Origin of the sequence: Pseudomonas sp. NUPR-001 (assembly GCF_052147955.1) — a bacterium.
Taxonomy (GTDB): Bacteria; Pseudomonadota; Gammaproteobacteria; order Pseudomonadales; family Pseudomonadaceae; genus Aquipseudomonas.
In genome coordinates this window covers 1067009-1082597 of record NZ_CP197353.1, presented here as the reverse complement: position 1 = coordinate 1082597, position 15589 = coordinate 1067009, and the positions used below count along the sequence as shown (strand labels likewise).

The 15589-nt window shown below is 61.6% G+C and carries 14 protein-coding genes; all 14 read right to left on the bottom strand.

Features of this window, described 5'->3' with window-relative positions; all coding sequences use genetic code 11:
- Positions 1-6: 6 nt before the first annotated feature.
- Genes ftsA through mraZ form a run of 14 tightly spaced genes read right to left on the bottom strand, consistent with a single transcriptional unit; the run spans position 7 to position 15512 of the window.
- Positions 7-1260, bottom strand: coding sequence for a cell division protein FtsA (gene ftsA / locus ACP6KB_RS05070; RefSeq protein WP_442112332.1), 1254 nt, complete (start codon positions 1258-1260; stop codon positions 7-9).
- 14 nt (positions 1261-1274) lie between these two features.
- On the bottom strand, positions 1275-2144 hold the full coding sequence (locus ACP6KB_RS05065; RefSeq protein WP_442112331.1) for a cell division protein FtsQ/DivIB: 870 nt from the start codon (positions 2142-2144) through the stop codon (positions 1275-1277).
- 4 nt (positions 2145-2148) lie between these two features.
- Complete coding sequence (locus tag ACP6KB_RS05060) at positions 2149-3108, bottom strand: D-alanine--D-alanine ligase (RefSeq protein WP_442112330.1); 960 nt, start codon at positions 3106-3108, stop codon at positions 2149-2151.
- Entirely contained in the window at positions 3105-4559 is a 1455-nt protein-coding gene (murC, locus tag ACP6KB_RS05055) for a UDP-N-acetylmuramate--L-alanine ligase (protein ID WP_442112329.1), read from the bottom strand. The genes ACP6KB_RS05060 and murC overlap by 4 nt, the downstream gene beginning before the upstream one ends.
- A complete protein-coding gene (murG, locus tag ACP6KB_RS05050) occupies positions 4552-5631 on the bottom strand; it encodes an undecaprenyldiphospho-muramoylpentapeptide beta-N-acetylglucosaminyltransferase (protein ID WP_442112328.1) in 1080 nt (359 codons plus the stop codon). The genes murC and murG overlap by 8 nt, the downstream gene beginning before the upstream one ends.
- Positions 5621-6835, bottom strand: a complete 1215-nt coding sequence (ftsW, locus tag ACP6KB_RS05045) for a putative lipid II flippase FtsW (protein ID WP_442112327.1) — start codon at positions 6833-6835, stop codon at positions 5621-5623. The genes murG and ftsW overlap by 11 nt, the downstream gene beginning before the upstream one ends.
- Positions 6832-8178 carry a UDP-N-acetylmuramoyl-L-alanine--D-glutamate ligase gene (murD, locus tag ACP6KB_RS05040; RefSeq protein ID WP_442112326.1) on the bottom strand — a complete coding sequence of 449 codons (1347 nt, stop codon included), beginning with the start codon at positions 8176-8178 and terminating at the stop codon, positions 6832-6834. The genes ftsW and murD overlap by 4 nt, the downstream gene beginning before the upstream one ends.
- 6 nt (positions 8179-8184) lie before the next feature.
- The gene (gene mraY, locus ACP6KB_RS05035) at positions 8185-9267 is read right to left on the bottom strand and encodes a phospho-N-acetylmuramoyl-pentapeptide-transferase (protein WP_442112325.1); all 1083 of its coding nucleotides are present in this window, start codon (positions 9265-9267) and stop codon (positions 8185-8187) included.
- On the bottom strand, positions 9267-10634 hold the full coding sequence (locus ACP6KB_RS05030; protein ID WP_442112324.1) for a UDP-N-acetylmuramoyl-tripeptide--D-alanyl-D-alanine ligase: 1368 nt from the start codon (positions 10632-10634) through the stop codon (positions 9267-9269). The genes mraY and ACP6KB_RS05030 overlap by 1 nt, the downstream gene beginning before the upstream one ends.
- Complete coding sequence (locus tag ACP6KB_RS05025; RefSeq protein WP_442112323.1) at positions 10627-12090, bottom strand: UDP-N-acetylmuramoyl-L-alanyl-D-glutamate--2,6-diaminopimelate ligase; 1464 nt, start codon at positions 12088-12090, stop codon at positions 10627-10629. The genes ACP6KB_RS05030 and ACP6KB_RS05025 overlap by 8 nt, the downstream gene beginning before the upstream one ends.
- Positions 12090-13823, bottom strand: a complete 1734-nt coding sequence (locus tag ACP6KB_RS05020; protein WP_442114257.1) for a peptidoglycan D,D-transpeptidase FtsI family protein — start codon at positions 13821-13823, stop codon at positions 12090-12092. Before ACP6KB_RS05020 ends, ACP6KB_RS05025 begins: the two co-directional genes overlap by 1 nt.
- A complete protein-coding gene (ftsL, locus tag ACP6KB_RS05015; RefSeq protein WP_442112322.1) occupies positions 13823-14116 on the bottom strand; it encodes a cell division protein FtsL in 294 nt (97 codons plus the stop codon). Before ftsL ends, ACP6KB_RS05020 begins: the two co-directional genes overlap by 1 nt.
- Positions 14113-15060: a 16S rRNA (cytosine(1402)-N(4))-methyltransferase RsmH gene (gene rsmH / locus ACP6KB_RS05010; RefSeq protein WP_442112321.1), complete on the bottom strand. Its 948-nt coding sequence runs from the start codon at positions 15058-15060 to the stop codon at positions 14113-14115. Before rsmH ends, ftsL begins: the two co-directional genes overlap by 4 nt.
- Positions 15057-15512 carry a division/cell wall cluster transcriptional repressor MraZ gene (gene mraZ / locus ACP6KB_RS05005; RefSeq protein ID WP_010220775.1) on the bottom strand — a complete coding sequence of 152 codons (456 nt, stop codon included), beginning with the start codon at positions 15510-15512 and terminating at the stop codon, positions 15057-15059. Before mraZ ends, rsmH begins: the two co-directional genes overlap by 4 nt.
- Positions 15513-15589 lie beyond the last annotated feature (77 nt).

The window sequence follows — 15589 nt, the reverse complement described above, 5'->3', positions numbered from 1 at the left end:
GAAACTTTAAAAGTTGCCTTTGACCCAGCGTGTGAAACGCTCGAACGCCGGTGCCTTGGGTTCATCGCCATAGTTGTTGCTGCTGGTACCGGTCAGGGACACGCCGTCGGACTGCTTCTGCAAGCCGTAGGTCAGCAGGCCCACACCGGTGGAATAAATCGGGTTGCGTACAACGTCACTCAAACCGCGCACGCTATGCGGCACGCCCAGGCGCACCGGCATGTGGAAAATCTCTTCGGCCAGCTCTACCGCACCTTCCATCTTCGAGGTGCCGCCGGTCAGGACGATGCCCGCAGGCACCAGGTCTTCGTAGCCGCTGCGACGCAGTTCGGCCTGAATCAGGGTGAACAGTTCGTCGTAACGTGGCTCGACCACTTCAGCCAGGGCCTGGCGCGACAGTTCGCGCGGTGGACGATCGCCGACGCTTGGCACCTTGATGGTTTCGCCAGCACCGGCCAGCTTGGCCAGGGCGCAGGCGTAACGGATCTTGATCTCTTCGGCGTACTGGGTCGGCGTGCGCAGGGCCATGGCGATGTCGTTGGTCACCTGATCACCGGCAATCGGGATCACCGCGGTGTGACGGATCGCGCCTTCGGTGAAGATGGCGATGTCTGTGGTACCACCGCCGATGTCCACCAGGCACACGCCCAGCTCTTTCTCATCATCGGTGAGCACCGAATAGGCCGATGCCAGTTGCTCAAGGATGATGTCGTCGATTTCCAGGCCGCAGCGGCGCACACATTTTTCAATGTTCTGTGCGGCATTGACGGCGCAAGTGACCACGTGAACCTTGGCTTCCAGACGCACACCGGACATGCCCAGCGGTTCGCGGACGCCTTCCTGGTTGTCGATCACGTAGTCCTGCGGCAGGGTGTGCAGAACGCGCTGATCGGCCGGAATGGCAACAGCCTGCGCGGCGTCGAGCACGCGCTCAAGGTCAGCCGAGCTGACTTCACGGTCGCGAATCGCCACGATGCCGTGGGAGTTCAGGCTGCGGATGTGATTGCCGGCCACGCCAACGAACGCCGAGTGGATCCGGCAGCCGGCCATCAGCTGGGCTTCTTCCACCGCCCGCTGGATCGACTGTACGGTCGACTCGATGTTGACCACCACGCCCTTCTTCAACCCGCGCGAAGGATGGGTGCCGATACCGACGACTTCCAGGGAGCCGTCGTCTTTGACTTCACCTACCAGCGCCACAACCTTGGAGGTGCCGATATCGAGCCCGACGATCATTTTGCCGCTATGCGCATTTGCCATGGTCCTGCCTCTCTCTAATTCTTCGCAACGGCGGGTTGGGCCGTCGTCGGTGCAATCGGTTCCCGCCAGCCCACGGCCAGGCCGTTGGCGTAACGCAGATCGATGCGGGCGATGTTCGTGATCTGTTCTTTAAGTGTCTTGTCGTAAATGGCAATGAAGCGGCGCATTTTTTCCACCAGATGATCGCGCCCCAACAGCAGCTCGATGCCTGGCCCGGTGCTACTGGCGCCAGTGGTCAGGAACCAGCTGCCGCGTTCACGCACTTCCAGGCGGGCAATCGAAAAGCCCATTGGCCGCAACATCTGGCTCAGTACCTGATATTGCTGCATCACTTGTTGCTGCGCCCGCTGCGGCCCGAACAGCTGCGGCAGGTGCTCATAGTTGGCCAGTTCGCGCGGGGTGAAGGCCTGGCCCTGGTTATTGAGCAAGGCCTCCTCACCCCAACGCGCCACCGGCAACTGTTCTTCCAGGCGGATCACCACTTCGTCCGGCCACACCCGCCGTACCTCGGCGTGTGCAATCCAGGGCATGGTTTCCAGCTCGGCGCGCATGCTGGCCAGATCGACGGTGAAGAAGCTCGCCGCCACGTACGGGGCGATTCGCTGCTGCACCGCTTGCTGGCTGATGTAGCTCAGGTCCCCTTGCACGGCGATCTTGGTGATCGGCCGGTCGGCGTACGGCATCAGGCGTTGCGCACCTTCATAGGCACCAAAGCCTGCCGCCACCAGCAGCACCGGCCAGAGCAGACGCTTGAAGATGCTGAAGTTGGCCTTGGGCAGGCGCGCCGACAATGGCTCCTTGGCCACCATCCGGCTGGCACCACGCGGCACCGGCTTGTTACGGCCGGTGGCGGGTTGCTGATGACGTAACATCGCGCCTTGCATGGGCTTAACCTCGCGCCTCGACACTGGCCGCCAGGATCGCCAGCACCAACTGCTGGAAGTCCAGACCGGCCGCACGTGCCGCCATAGGGACCAGGCTGTGATCGGTCATGCCTGGTGCGGTGTTGACTTCGAGCAGCCAGAAACGCCCCTGCTCGTCCTGCATGACATCCAGACGTCCCCAGCCGGCAATGCCAACGGCATCACAGGCGCGGGCGGTCAGGTCGATCAGTTCCTGCTCTTTGGCCGCGTCCAGACCGCACGGAATGCGGTACTGGGTATCGTTGGCGATGTACTTGGCGTCGTAGTCGTAAAAGGTGTGCGGCGTACCCAGGGCGATCGGTGGCAACACCTGGCCACGCAGGGTCGCGACGGTGAACTCCGGACCGTGAATCCATTGTTCGACCAACACTTGCGAATCGTAGGTGGCGGCATCTTTCCAGGCAGCGATCAATTCGTCGACGCCGGTCACTTTCGCCATACCGATACTAGAGCCTTCATGGGCCGGTTTGACGATCAAAGGGAAGCCCAGTTCCGCGCCGGCAGAAATACAGTCAGCTTCGCTGCTCAGCACGGCGTGACGCGGGGTCGGAATACCCAAGCTCTGCCACACCTGCTTGGTGCGCAGTTTGTCCATCGCCAAGGCCGACGCCAGGATGCCGCTGCCGGTGTACGGGATACCCAGGCACTCGAGCAGGCCCTGCATGCTGCCGTCTTCACCGCCACGGCCGTGAAGGATGATGAAGGCGCGGTCGATCTTCTCGCTTTGCAGACGGTCGAGCAGGTCGTCGCCGACATCAATCGCCACGACGTCAACACCGGCGCTGGTCAGCGCGTCGATGACCGCCGCGCCGGATTTCAGCGATACCTCTCGCTCTGCGCTTTTGCCACCGTAGAGCACGGCAACACGGCCGAAGTCTTTTACGGCAATGGTCGAATGCAGCTTGGCGTATTGGTTATCAGTCATTTCGACTTCCCCTGACTGGCAACGGCACCAGCGAACAACGGACTCTTGATTAGTTGCGGAGCCAGGCCACCGATGTCACCGGCGCCCTGACACAGCAGGATGTCCCCGGCGCGCAGCAGCGGCTTGACCAGCGGCGCCAGTTCGATACCACGCTCGATGTAGATCGGGTCGAGCTGACCGCGCTGACGGATGCTGTGGCACAGCTGACGGCTGTCGGCGCCCGGGATCGGCTCTTCGCCGGCTGGGTAGACTTCCATCAGCAGCAGTACGTTGGCGTCGGCCAGCACCTGGACGAAGTCGTCGTACAGGTCGCGGGTACGGCTGTAGCGGTGCGGCTGATAAACCATCACCAGGCGCCGCTCAGGCCAACCACCACGCACGGCCTTGATCACCGCCGCCACTTCGGTCGGGTGATGACCGTAGTCGTCCACCAGCATCACGCTGCCGCCGTCGACCGGCAGTTCGCCGTACACCTGGAAGCGCCGCCCTACCCCTTGGAAGCCCGACAGGCCCTTGACGATGGCGTCGTCGCTGATGCCTTCGTCGGTGGCAATAGCGATGGTCGCCAGGGCATTGAGCACATTGTGGTTACCCGGCATGTTGACCGAGACATCCAGTGGCTCGCGGTCGCGACGCAGCACGGTGAAGTGAGTCTGCATACCCGACTGACGCACATTGATGGCGCGCACGTCGGCTTCTTCGCTGAAGCCGTAGGTCACCGCCGGGCGTTTGACCTGCGGCAGAATCTCGCGCACTACCGGGTCGTCCAGGCACATGACCGCCAGGCCGTAGAACGGCAGGTTGTGCAGGAACTCGACGAAGGTTTTCTTCAACTTGTTGAAGTCGCCTTCGTAGGTGGCCATGTGATCGGCGTCGATGTTGGTGACCACCGCTACCAGCGGCTGCAGGTGCAGGAAGCTGGCGTCGCTTTCGTCGGCTTCGGCGATCAGGTAGCGGCTGGTGCCCAACTGGGCATTGGTGCCCGCTGCATTCAGACGACCACCGATGACGAACGTCGGGTCCAGGCCTCCGGCAGCAAACACCGACGCCAGCAGGCTGGTGGTGGTGGTTTTGCCGTGGGTACCGGCGACGGCGATGCCGTGGCGATAGCGCATCAGCTCAGCGAGCATTTCCGCACGCGGTACTACCGGGATACGGCGCTCAAGGGCCGTGGCAACTTCCGGGTTGGCCGGATTGATGGCGCTGGACACCACCAGCACGTCAGCGCTGGCAGCGTTCTCGGCACGGTGGCCGATGAAAATCTGTGCACCGAAGGATTCCAGACGCTCAGTGACCGGCGAGGTTTTGAGGTCCGAGCCCGATACCTGATAACCCAGGTTCAGCAGTACTTCGGCAATCCCGCACATACCCACGCCGCCGATACCGACGAAGTGGATACGGCGGATACGGCGCATCTCTGGTTGTGGCATGGCTTTCTGGCGTTCAACCATGGGCCACCTCCAGGCAAATATCGACCACGGTGCGGGTTGCTGCAGGTTTGGCCAGGCGCCGGGCAGTGGCGGCCATGGTGGAGAGTTTTTCCGGTTGCATCAGCACCTCGTTCAGGCGTTCAGCGAGTTGCGCTGCGCCAGTTGTCGCTTGTGGCATCAGGAAGGCAGCGCCTTCACGGGCCAGATAATGGGCGTTGTGGGTCTGGTGATCGTCGATGGCATGGGGCAAAGGCACCAGCATCGAGGGCAAGCCGGCTGCAGCCAGCTCACTGACGGTCAGCGCGCCTGCGCGGCAGACCACCAGATCGGCCCAGGCATATGCCTTGGCCATGTCCTTGATAAACGGCTCTACCTGAGCCTCGACTCCGGCCTCGCGATAACGCTCGGCGGTAATCTGATCGTGCTGCTTGCCAGCCTGGTGGAACACCTCGGGACGAATGTCCGCGGGCACCTGGGCCAGGGCCTGGGGCAGCAGTTTGTTCAACGGTTCGGCGCCCAGGCTTCCGCCCAGCACCAACAAACGTGGCCGACGCGCGCCCAGAGGCTCGCGCGGGGTTTGCAGAAACAGCTCGCTGCGCACCGGGTTGCCAGTGGTACGCAACTTTTGCGAAGTCGCAAATGTGCCGGGGAAAGCTTCGCAGACTCGGCCAGCCAACGGCACCAGCAGCCGATTGGCGGTACCGGCACGGGCATTCTGTTCGTGCACCACCACCGGTACTCCACAGAGCCGCGCAGCCACGCCGCCTGGGCCGGTCACGTAACCGCCAAAGCCGATCACGCAGACCGGCTTGAGCTGACGAATGATGCGCCGCGCCTGCAGCACCGCTTTCACCAAGGTGAACGGCGCCTTGAGCAACGACAACTTACCTTTGCCACGCAGACCGGTGACCTGAATCAGGTGCAGTTGCAAACCCGCCTGCGGCACCAGTTCGTTCTCGATACCACGCGGGGTGCCCAGCCAGTGCACGGTGTAACCGCGCGCCTGGAACTCACGGGCGCAGGCCAGGGCCGGGAACACGTGGCCCCCGGTACCGCCTGCCATGATCAAAACATTCTTGCCGTCAGCGGCCATGATTCGGCTCCTCGGCAAAATCGCTTTCATTGAATTCGTGCTCTTCGCTACCCAAATGGGTACGACTCTCCCACTCGATCCTTAGCAACAGCCCGACACAGGCGCAGCAGATCACCAGCGAGCTACCGCCGTAGCTGAGGAACGGCAAGGTCAGGCCCTTGGTTGGCAGCAGGCCGACGTTCACGCCGATGTTAATCAGGAACTGGCCGATCCACAGGAAGGCCAGGCCAAAGGCCACGTAGGCCGCAAAGAATTGCTTGGCTTTCTCGGCCCACAAGCCGATGTACAAGGCACGCACGGTGACGAACACGAACAGCGCCACAGTCACCAGCGAGCCGACCACGCCCAGTTCTTCGGCGAGTACCGAGAACACGAAGTCGGTGTGCGCTTCTGGCAGGTAGAACTGCTTCTGCACGCTATTGCCCAGGCCCACGCCCAGCCACTCGCCACGCCCGAAGGCAATCAGCGCCTGGGTCAGCTGGTAGCCGGAACCGAACTGGTCGGACCATGGGTCGGTAAAGGTAATCAGACGCGCCATCCGGTAAGGCTGGGCCTGTACCAGAACGAACACCGCGGCCACCGCCAGCACCACCATCAAGCTGAAGCGGAACAGGCCCACCCCGCCGAGGAACAGCATCGCGGCGGCGGCGCCCATCATTACTACAGTGGCGCCGAAGTCCGGCTCCATCAGCAGCAGACCCGCCATCGGCAGCAAAACGATGAAGGGCTTGAAGAAGCCCATCCAGCTTTCGCGCACTTCGGTCTGGCGACGCACCAGGTAGCCGGCCAGGTAGATCACCACGAACACCTTGGCAATTTCCGAAGGCTGAACGTTGAAGAAGCTAAAGCCGATCCAGCGCATCGAACCGTTCACTTCACGACCGATACCCGGCACCAACACCAACACCAGCAAGGCGAAGGCACCGACCAGCATGGCGAAGCCCATCTTCTGCCAGGTGGCGATCGGCACCATCATGGTGACAATGCAGGCGACCACACCAATGGCGACATACACCAGGTGGCGGAACATGTGGTACAGCGGGTTGCCCGACTGCGCGGCGGCCACTTCCGAGGACGCCGAGGTGATCATCACCAGGCCAAGGCCGAGCAGCGCCAGGCAGCCGGCGAGCATGGCGAAATCCAGGTCGATACCACGACCGCTGATCAGCGGCGACGGATACGGCTTGATGATGCCGAAGATCATGCCAGCCCCCCTACCGCTTGGGCGAACAGACGCCCGCGCTCTTCGAAGTTCTTGAACATGTCGAGGCTCGCGCACGCCGGGGAAAGCAACACGGCATCGCCAGGCTGCGCCAGGGCAGCCGACTGTTGTACGGCTTCATCCAGGGTTTTGACGCGGATCAGTGGCACCTCATCGCCCAAGGCCTGAGCCAGCAGTTCGGCATCGCGCCCGAGCAGCACCACCGCACGGCAGTGCGCCGCAACAGGTGCCCGCAGCGCGCTGAAATCAGCACCCTTGCCATCACCACCGGCAACCAGCACCAGCTTGCCATCGATGTCGGCACCCAGGCCTTCGATGGCCGCCAGCGCAGCCCCGACATTGGTGGCCTTGGAATCGTCGTACCAGTTCACGCCGTCGCGTTCGCGCAGCCACTGGCAGCGATGGGCGAGGCCGGAAAAGGTGCGCAGGCTGGCGAGCATGGCGTCAAACGGCAAGCCTACGGCATGCCCCAGCGCCAGCGCCGCCAGGGCATTGGACTGGTTATGCGCACCACGGATTTTCAGTTCGCGCACCGGCATCAGGTTCTGGAACTCGAACGCCAGGAACTTCTCACCGTTTTCTTCGCGCAAGCCGAAGGCTTTGAAATCAGGGGTATTCAAACCGAAGGTCCAGCACGGCTGACCTTCTGCCAGCAACGGACGGCTCAGGGCATCCTGACGGTTGACCACCACTTGCCGCGCGCCCCGGAAGATCCGGTGCTTGGCCAGGTGATAGGCCGGCAGGCCACTGTAGCGGTCCATGTGGTCTTCGCTGACGTTGAGCACAGTCGCGACTTCAGCGTTGAGCTGATCGGTGGTTTCCAGCTGGAAGCTCGACAACTCCATGACGTACAGCTCGACGTCGTCGCTGAGTAGGTCCAGCGCTGGCGTACCAATGTTGCCGCCCACGGCAACGCGCTTGCCGGCCGCTGCGGCCATTTCGCCAACCAGGGTGGTCACGGTGCTTTTCGCGTTGGAACCGCTGATCGCGATGATCGGCGCCTTGGCATTGCGTGCGAACAGTTCGATATCACCGGACAGCTTCACGCCACGGGCCGCTGCCTGCTGAAGCGCCGGAGTGGCCAGGGCCAGGCCTGGGCTGACGTACAGCTCGTCGGCGCGGCACAGGAACTCTACGTCCAGCTCACCACAGCGCACTTCTACCTGCGGGTAATCGCGACGCAGGGTTTCCAGTTCCGGCGGTTGTTCACGGGTGTCGACGACCGCAAAGGCAACGCCCCGGTTCGCCAGGAAGCGAACCAGGGACATGCCGCTCTTGCCGAGGCCGACAACGATGCGGAAGTGGTCAGAAGCGATCAGTGACACGCGTTTCTACCTCAGTTTCAGGGTGGCAAGGCCGATCAGCACCAGAATCACGGTGATAATCCAGAAACGGACGATCACCCGCGGCTCGGGCCAACCCTTGAGTTCAAAGTGGTGATGGATCGGGGCCATACGAAACACACGCTTGCCGGTCAGCTTGAACGAAGCGACCTGGATCACCACCGACAAGGTCTCCATGACGAACACGCCGCCCATGATGAACAGGACGATTTCCTGACGAACGATCACGGCGATGGTGCCCAAAGCAGCGCCCAGTGCCAGCGCACCGACGTCGCCCATGAACACCTGGGCTGGGTAAGTGTTGAACCACAGGAAGCCCAGGCCGGCACCGATCAAAGCGCCGCAGAACACAATCAGCTCACCGGCGCCCGGCACGTACGGAATCAGCAGGTATTCGGCAAATTTCACGTTGCCCGACAGGTAGCAGAAGATACCCAGCGCACCACCGACCATGACCGTTGGCATGATTGCCAGGCCATCGAGGCCGTCGGTCAGGTTCACCGCGTTACTCGAACCGACGATCACGAAGTAGGTCAGCACCACGAAGCCAATACCCAGCGGGATGGTGACATCCTTGAGCATCGGTACGATCAGCGTGGTTTCGACGCTGCTCGGTGCAGTTACATAAAGGAAAATCGCGGCGCCCAGGCCGAACACCGATTGCCAGAAGTACTTCCAGCGGCTTGGCAAGCCACGCGAGTTCTTCTCGATGACTTTGCGGTAGTCGTCGACCCAGCCGATCGCGCCAAACAGCAGGGTAACGATCAACACCACCCAGACGTAGCGGTTGGTCAGGTCGGCCCACAGCAAGGTGCTGATACCGATCGCCGAAAGAATCAGTGCACCCCCCATGGTCGGGGTGCCGGATTTGGACAGGTGCGATTGCGGGCCGTCGTTACGAACTGCCTGGCCGATCTGACGAATCTGCAGGGTGCGAATCATCCACGGGCCCAGCCACAGGGCCAGCGACAACGCGGTCAGTACACCAAGAATCCCGCGCAGGGACAGGTACTGGAAGACCGCGAAGCCTTTGTAAAACTGTTGCAGATACTCAGCCAACAGCAGCAGCATTAATGTTTCTCCCCGCTGGAACCACACAAAGCCGCTACGACGTTCTCCATCGCAGCGCTACGCGAGCCCTTGATCAAAATAGTGGTATTGGTGGCCTGTTCGGCGCGAACGGCGTCGATCAGGTCAGCTTGATTAGCGAAATGTCGGGCATTGGCACCGAACGCTGCTACCGCATGTGCCATGTTCTGGCCCACCGCGTAGAGTGCCGATACCTTGTCTTTGGCGTACTCGCCTACCTGCCGATGGCCTTCCTCGGCCCACTGGCCCAATTCACCGATATCCCCGAGCACCAGAACGGTGCGCCCGGAAAAGCCGGCAAGTATATCAACGGCAGCGCACATCGAGGTGGGGTTTGCGTTGTAAGTGTCATCGATCACCCGTACACCGTTGGCAGCCATCTGCACGACAGTGCGGCCCTTGACCGGTTGCACGTTATTCAAGCCCTCGACGATACCGTCCAGCGTCAGACCAAAGGCATGTGCGGCAGCCGCGGCGGCCAGTGCGTTGGCAACGTTGTGGGTACCGAGCAAATTCAGTTGAACCCGCTCGACACCCATCGGGCTGTGCAGATCGAATGCCGGGCAACCGCGCTGATCCGGGGCAATGTTCGCGGCGTACAGGTCAGCAGCCGGGTTGCTCAGGGCAAAGCTCAGCACACGGCGCTTGCCAGCACGCTGTTTCCAGATGCCAAAGGCCTTGTCATCCAGATTCAATATGGCCGTGCCATCCTGATCCAGGCCTTCAATGATTTCGCCTTTGGCTTCGACAATTTTTTCCGGCCCGCCGAACTCGCCGACATGCGCGGTCCCGGCGTTGTTGAGCACCGCCACCTGCGGCTTGGTCAAACCGACGGTATAAGCGATTTCACCGATGCGCGAGGCACCCAGTTCGATCACTGCGGCAGTGTGCTCAGGCGCAATTTCGAGCAGGGTCAGTGGCGCGCCGAGGTCGTTGTTCAGGTTGCCACGGGTTGCCAGAACCGGGCCACGCGTGCGCAGAATGCTGGCGAGCATTTCCTTGACCGTGGTCTTGCCGCTGGAACCGGTGATGGCGGCGACAGGCTTGTCGAACGCAGCGCGGTTCAGCGCACCCAACTGGCCCAGGGCCAGACGGCAATCGGCAACCAGCAACTGCGGCAGGCTGCTGCCGGGCACTTCACGCTCGACCAGCGCGGCAACGGCGCCTTTGGCCTGAACCTCATTCAAATAGTCGTGGCCATCGAAGCGCGGCCCGGCCAGGGCAACAAACAATTGCCCGGCAACGATTGCGCGGCTGTCGATGCTGACACCATCAAATTGAGCATCAGCACCCAGCAGACGGCCTTGCAGTGGCGCGGTCAGTTGGCTGAGGGTCAAAGGCTTAAGCATGGGGAGCCTCCCAGACAGCAAGGGCTTTCTCGGCCTCGACCAGATCGGAGAAATCGTGGCGCTCGCCGTTGATTTCCTGATAGTCCTCATGCCCTTTACCGGCCAGGACAATCACATCATCAACCCCTGCACCAGCGACCAGCTGGGCAATGGCCGCACCACGCCCGGCGACGAACTGGACGGCATCGGCATTGGCAAAACCAGGGCGGATGTCGGCAAAAATCTGTTGTGGGTCTTCCGTGCGCGGGTTGTCATCGGTGACCAGCACGCGGTCGGCCAGGCGTTCGGCCACTTCGGCCATCAACGGGCGCTTGCCGCGATCACGATCACCACCGCAACCGAACAAGCACAGCAGCTGGCCTTTGGCGTGCGGGCGCAGAGCCTGCAGCACTTGCTCCAGGGCATCCGGTGTGTGGGCGTAGTCAACGACCACCAGCGGCTTACTACCGCCCCCGAGGCGCTGCATACGGCCGACCGGCCCTTCCAGCAGCGGGGTGACCTTGAGGATTTCATCCAGCGCATAGTCCAGCGCCAGCAAGGTGCCGACGGCGGCCAGCATGTTGCTCAAGTTGAAGCGGCCGAGCAGGCGGCTACGCAAGGTGCGTTCGCCCTGTGCAGTGACAATCACCGCGCGCACGCCATCATCGTCAAAATGCGCTTCGCGGCAGTACAGAGAAGCACTGCTGTCTTTGAGGCTGTAGCTGATCAGACGCGATTCGCCCTTTTCAGCCGCCAGACGACGACCGAAATCGTCATCCAGGTTAACTACCCGGCATTTCAGGCTCGACCAGGCAAACAGACGTGCCTTGGCGGCTTCATAGGCCTGCATGCTGCCGTGATAGTCCAGGTGATCACGCGACAGGTTGGTCATCACCGCAATATCGAAGTCCAGCGCCGCAACCCGTCCTTGCTCCAGCGCATGCGAGGAAACCTCCATCGCTACGGCCTTGGCACCGCCCTTTTTCAGATCATTCAGTGTCGCCTGCACCGCAATCGGATCCGGCGTCGTCAGGCGACCGCTTTGCAGTTCGCCATAAAACCCAGTACCCAAGGTGCCGATCAAGCCGCAACGCTGACCAAGCTTGTCCAGCGCTTGCGCCACCAACTGAGTGACGCTGGTTTTACCGTTGGTACCGGTCACACCGACCAGATTCAACTGTCGGCTTGGCTCGCCATAAAAGCGCCCGGCTATATCCGAAAGCTGTGCGATCAAGCCCTTCACCGGGATCAATGGGACTTCAGTGATCGGCAGTACGGTGGCACCTTCAGCCTCATAAGCCACCGCCGCCGCCCCACGCTTGAGTGCATCGGCAATGTGCTCACGACCGTCGACCAGCGCACCCGGCACCGCCAGGAACAGGTCGCCCGGGCGTACTTTACGGCTGTCCAGGGTCAACTCGCGGATCAACGGATCGCGGCTGGCCTGGGCGAAAAGTTTACTCAATGGCATCGTCATTAACCGCGCCCTCCTTTGGCGGGCGCAGCATCGGCTTGCTGCTGTGGAGTCGCCGGCGGCAGGTTATCCGGCGGAATATTCATCAGGCGCAACGTGCCAGACATGACCTTGCTAAATACCGGGGCCGAGACCAGGCCACCGAAGTAGCCACCCTTGCTCGGCTCGTCGATCACCACGACCACGGCGTAACGCGGATCGCTCATCGGCCCGAAGCCAGCGAACAGCGAGCGGTAGGAATTCTCGGTGTAGCCTTTGGAGCCAATGGTCGCCTTACGCGCCGTACCACTCTTGCCACCGACGTGGTAGAACGGCACCTGGGCGCGGAATACACCGCGCGGCGCTTCGATCACTTGCTGCACCATGCCTTGAATGGTCTTGGCGACTTCGACCGGCACAACCTGCGTGGACTCTGGGGTTTTGTCGACCTTGAGAATGCTCAGCGGCACCATCTTGCCGTCGTTGGCCAGCGCCGCGTAGGCGTGAACCAGCTGCAGCGCGGTTACCGAAAGGCCATAGCCATAAGACAAGGTCGCCGTTTCAGCCTTGCGCCACTCACGGTGATTGGGCAGGTTACCGACCCGCTCACCCGGGAAGCCCAGACCGGTGTACTGGCCCAGACCCAACTGGGACATCACCCGGTAGATCGACTCACCACCGATATCGAAGGCGATCTTACTCATGCCGACGTTACTGGAGTTGATCAGAATGCCGGTCAGGTCAAGGATCGGCCCCTCACTCCTGGACACGTCACGAATGGTGTAACGCCCCAGTTGCAAGGTGCCCGGATAGACTTCGACTTTGTCGGTCGGCTTCCAGCGCCCGCTTTGCAGGGCCGCACTCATGGACAACGGCTTGACCGTGGAACCAGGCTCGAAGACGTCGATGATCGCGCGGTTACGCATGGCCGCCGGGAACATGCTGCGACGGTTGTTGGGGTTGTAGGTGGGCTGGTTGACCATGGCCAGCACTTCACCGGTTTTCACATCGAGAATCACCAGGCTGCCGGCCTTGGCTTCCTGCTCGGCAATGGCATTGCGCAGCTCGCGCGTGGCCAGGTATTGCAGGCGCAGGTCGATGGACAACGCCAAGGTCTTTCCGGCCTTGGCGTTTTTGGTTACCTGAATGTCTTTGATCAGCCGGCCACGCCGGTCCTTGATCACTTGCCGCTTGCCGGGCACGCCGGCCAGCCACTCATCGTAGGCCAGCTCCACCCCTTCACGGCCATGGTCATCCAGGTCGGTAAAGCCAACCATGTGCGCGGCAACATCACCGGCCGGGTAGAAACGACGAAATTCCTCGATGCCGTAGACACCAGGAACCTTGAGATCGAGCACCACTTGCCCCTGTTCCGGGGTCAAGCCACGCACCAGGTAGATGAATTCTTTGTTGGCCGATTGCTCCAGACGCTGCGCCAATTGCTGCGGGTTCTGCTTGAGCGCAGCAGCCAACGCTGGCCAGCGTTCTTTGGACGCTTGCATTTCCTTGGGGTTGGCCCACAAGGTCGTGACCGGCGTACTGACCGCCAGCGGTTCACCGTTACGGTCGGTGATCAGCCCGCGGTGTGCAGGAATCGGGATATGGCGCAGGCTACGGGCATCGCCCTGGCCTTTGAGGAAGTCACGATCGACCACTTGCAGGTCGATGATGCGCCAGGCAATCGCGCCGACCATCAACGCCAGCAGGGCAATGACCACACGGAACCGCCACGGATAGAGTGCACCTTCGAGCTTCATCATGGCGCCACCATCCGCACTTCGTCAGCGGCCGGGATGCGCATTTTCAGCTGCTCACTGGCGAGGTTCTCGATACGGCTGTGTGCCGTCCAGGTGCTTTGCTCAAGGATCAGCCGACCCCATTCGGCCTGGGCCTTGTCACGTTCGTTGAGTTCGCCATACAGGGCATTGAGCAGTTGGCGGTTCCAGTGCGCGCTGTACGACACCGCCACCGAAGAAACGAGCACGGCAATAAACAGCAGAAGCATCAGGAAGCTTCCGCCTGGCAAAGGCTTGGCGAACAGGCGGCTCACCGCAGCTTCTCGGCAACGCGCATCACAGCACTGCGCGAACGTGGGTTGGCCTTGAGTTCAGCTTCAGAGGCGAACTGCGCTTTGCCATGTACTTTGATACGAGGTTCAAACGCTTTGTGTTGAACCGGCAGGTTGCGCGGCAGGTTGTCGGCCTCGCCCTTGACCAGCTTGCGCATGAACAGTTTGACGATGCGGTCTTCCAGCGAATGGAAGCTGATGACCACCAGGCGGCCACCGATTTCCAGGGCATCAAGTGCGGCTTCAAGACCGGCTTCGAGGTCGCCCAACTCGTTATTGACGTGAATACGCAGGCCCTGGAACGCACGGGTCGCCGGGTTCTTGCCCTTTTCCCAGGCAGGGTTGGCGACCTTGAGCACTTCGGCCAGGTCTGCGGTACGGGTGAAAGGAGTTTGCTCGCGGCGCAATACCACCGCGCGAGCCATGCGCTTGGCAAAGCGTTCTTCACCGTATTCCTTGAATACCCGGGCAATTTCTTCTTCAGGCGCCGTGGCAATGAACTCGGCAGCGCTCACGCCGCGACTTGGGTCCATACGCATGTCCAGCGGGCCGTCATTGAGGAAACTGAAGCCACGCTCAGGGTCGTCCAACTGTGGCGAAGACACCCCCAGGTCAAGCAGGATGCCGCTGACCTTGCCGTCGATACCCAGCTCGCGCACTTGCGCACCGAGCTCGGCAAAACTGCGCTGCACAATGACAAAGCGGCCGTCTTCGGCCGCCAGCGCTTGCCCGGTGGCAATCGCTTGAGGATCTTTGTCGAAACCCAGCAGCCGCCCTTGCGGCCCGAGCTTGCTGAGAATCAGGCGGCTATGGCCGCCGCGTCCGAAGGTGCCATCCAAATAGCAGCCATCGGCGCGTACGGCGAGAGCCTCGACGGCTTCGTCAAGCAGTACGGTGATGTGGTTAAAGCCGCTATTTATAGTCACAGGATCAAATCACGCAGTTCATCAGGCATGGCGCCCGGTTGTTGAATAGCTGCAAGGTCGGCTGCCGAAACTGCGTTCCAGGCATCCTCATCCCACAGCTGAAATTTGTTCAGTTGCCCCACCAGCATCGCCTTCTTGTCGAGCTTGGCGTATTCGCGCAAACGCGGAGGCACCAGGAAACGCCCACTGCCATCAAGCTCCAGATCCACCGCATTGCCGATCAGCAAACGCTGCAGGCGACGGTTCTCTTCACGCAATGACGGCAACGCGCGTAACTTGGCTTCAATCAGTTCCCACTCATCGAGCGGGTATACACACAAGCAGGGGTCAACCGCGTCGATGGTCACGATCAACTGCCCGGAACTACGCGAATCGAGCTCGTCACGGTACCGGCTCGGCATTGCGAGACGGCCCTTTGCGTCGAGGTTGATGGCGTTGGCTCCGCGGAACACGGCTGCGATTCCCCACTTGTTAGCTTTTTTGTGATCAGAAAACCCACTTCATGCCACTTTCTGCCACTTGCGCACAC

Bases quoted from the DNA above. Each gene is read 5' to 3' on its own strand.
- ftsA (WP_442112332.1), bottom strand. From the start codon at position 1,260: ATGGCAAATGCGCATAGCGGCAAAATGATCGTCGGGCTCGATATCGGC.
- ACP6KB_RS05065 (WP_442112331.1), bottom strand. From the start codon at position 2,144: ATGCAAGGCGCGATGTTACGTCATCAGCAACCCGCCACCGGCCGTAAC.
- ACP6KB_RS05060 (WP_442112330.1), bottom strand. From the start codon at position 3,108: ATGACTGATAACCAATACGCCAAGCTGCATTCGACCATTGCCGTAAAA.
- murC (WP_442112329.1), bottom strand. From the start codon at position 4,559: ATGGTTGAACGCCAGAAAGCCATGCCACAACCAGAGATGCGCCGTATC.
- murG (WP_442112328.1), bottom strand. From the start codon at position 5,631: ATGGCCGCTGACGGCAAGAATGTTTTGATCATGGCAGGCGGTACCGGG.
- ftsW (WP_442112327.1), bottom strand. From the start codon at position 6,835: ATGATCTTCGGCATCATCAAGCCGTATCCGTCGCCGCTGATCAGCGGT.
- mraY (WP_442112325.1), bottom strand. From the start codon at position 9,267: ATGCTGCTGCTGTTGGCTGAGTATCTGCAACAGTTTTACAAAGGCTTC.
- ACP6KB_RS05030 (WP_442112324.1), bottom strand. From the start codon at position 10,634: ATGCTTAAGCCTTTGACCCTCAGCCAACTGACCGCGCCACTGCAAGGC.
- ACP6KB_RS05025 (WP_442112323.1), bottom strand. From the start codon at position 12,090: ATGACGATGCCATTGAGTAAACTTTTCGCCCAGGCCAGCCGCGATCCG.
- ACP6KB_RS05020 (WP_442114257.1), bottom strand. From the start codon at position 13,823: ATGAAGCTCGAAGGTGCACTCTATCCGTGGCGGTTCCGTGTGGTCATT.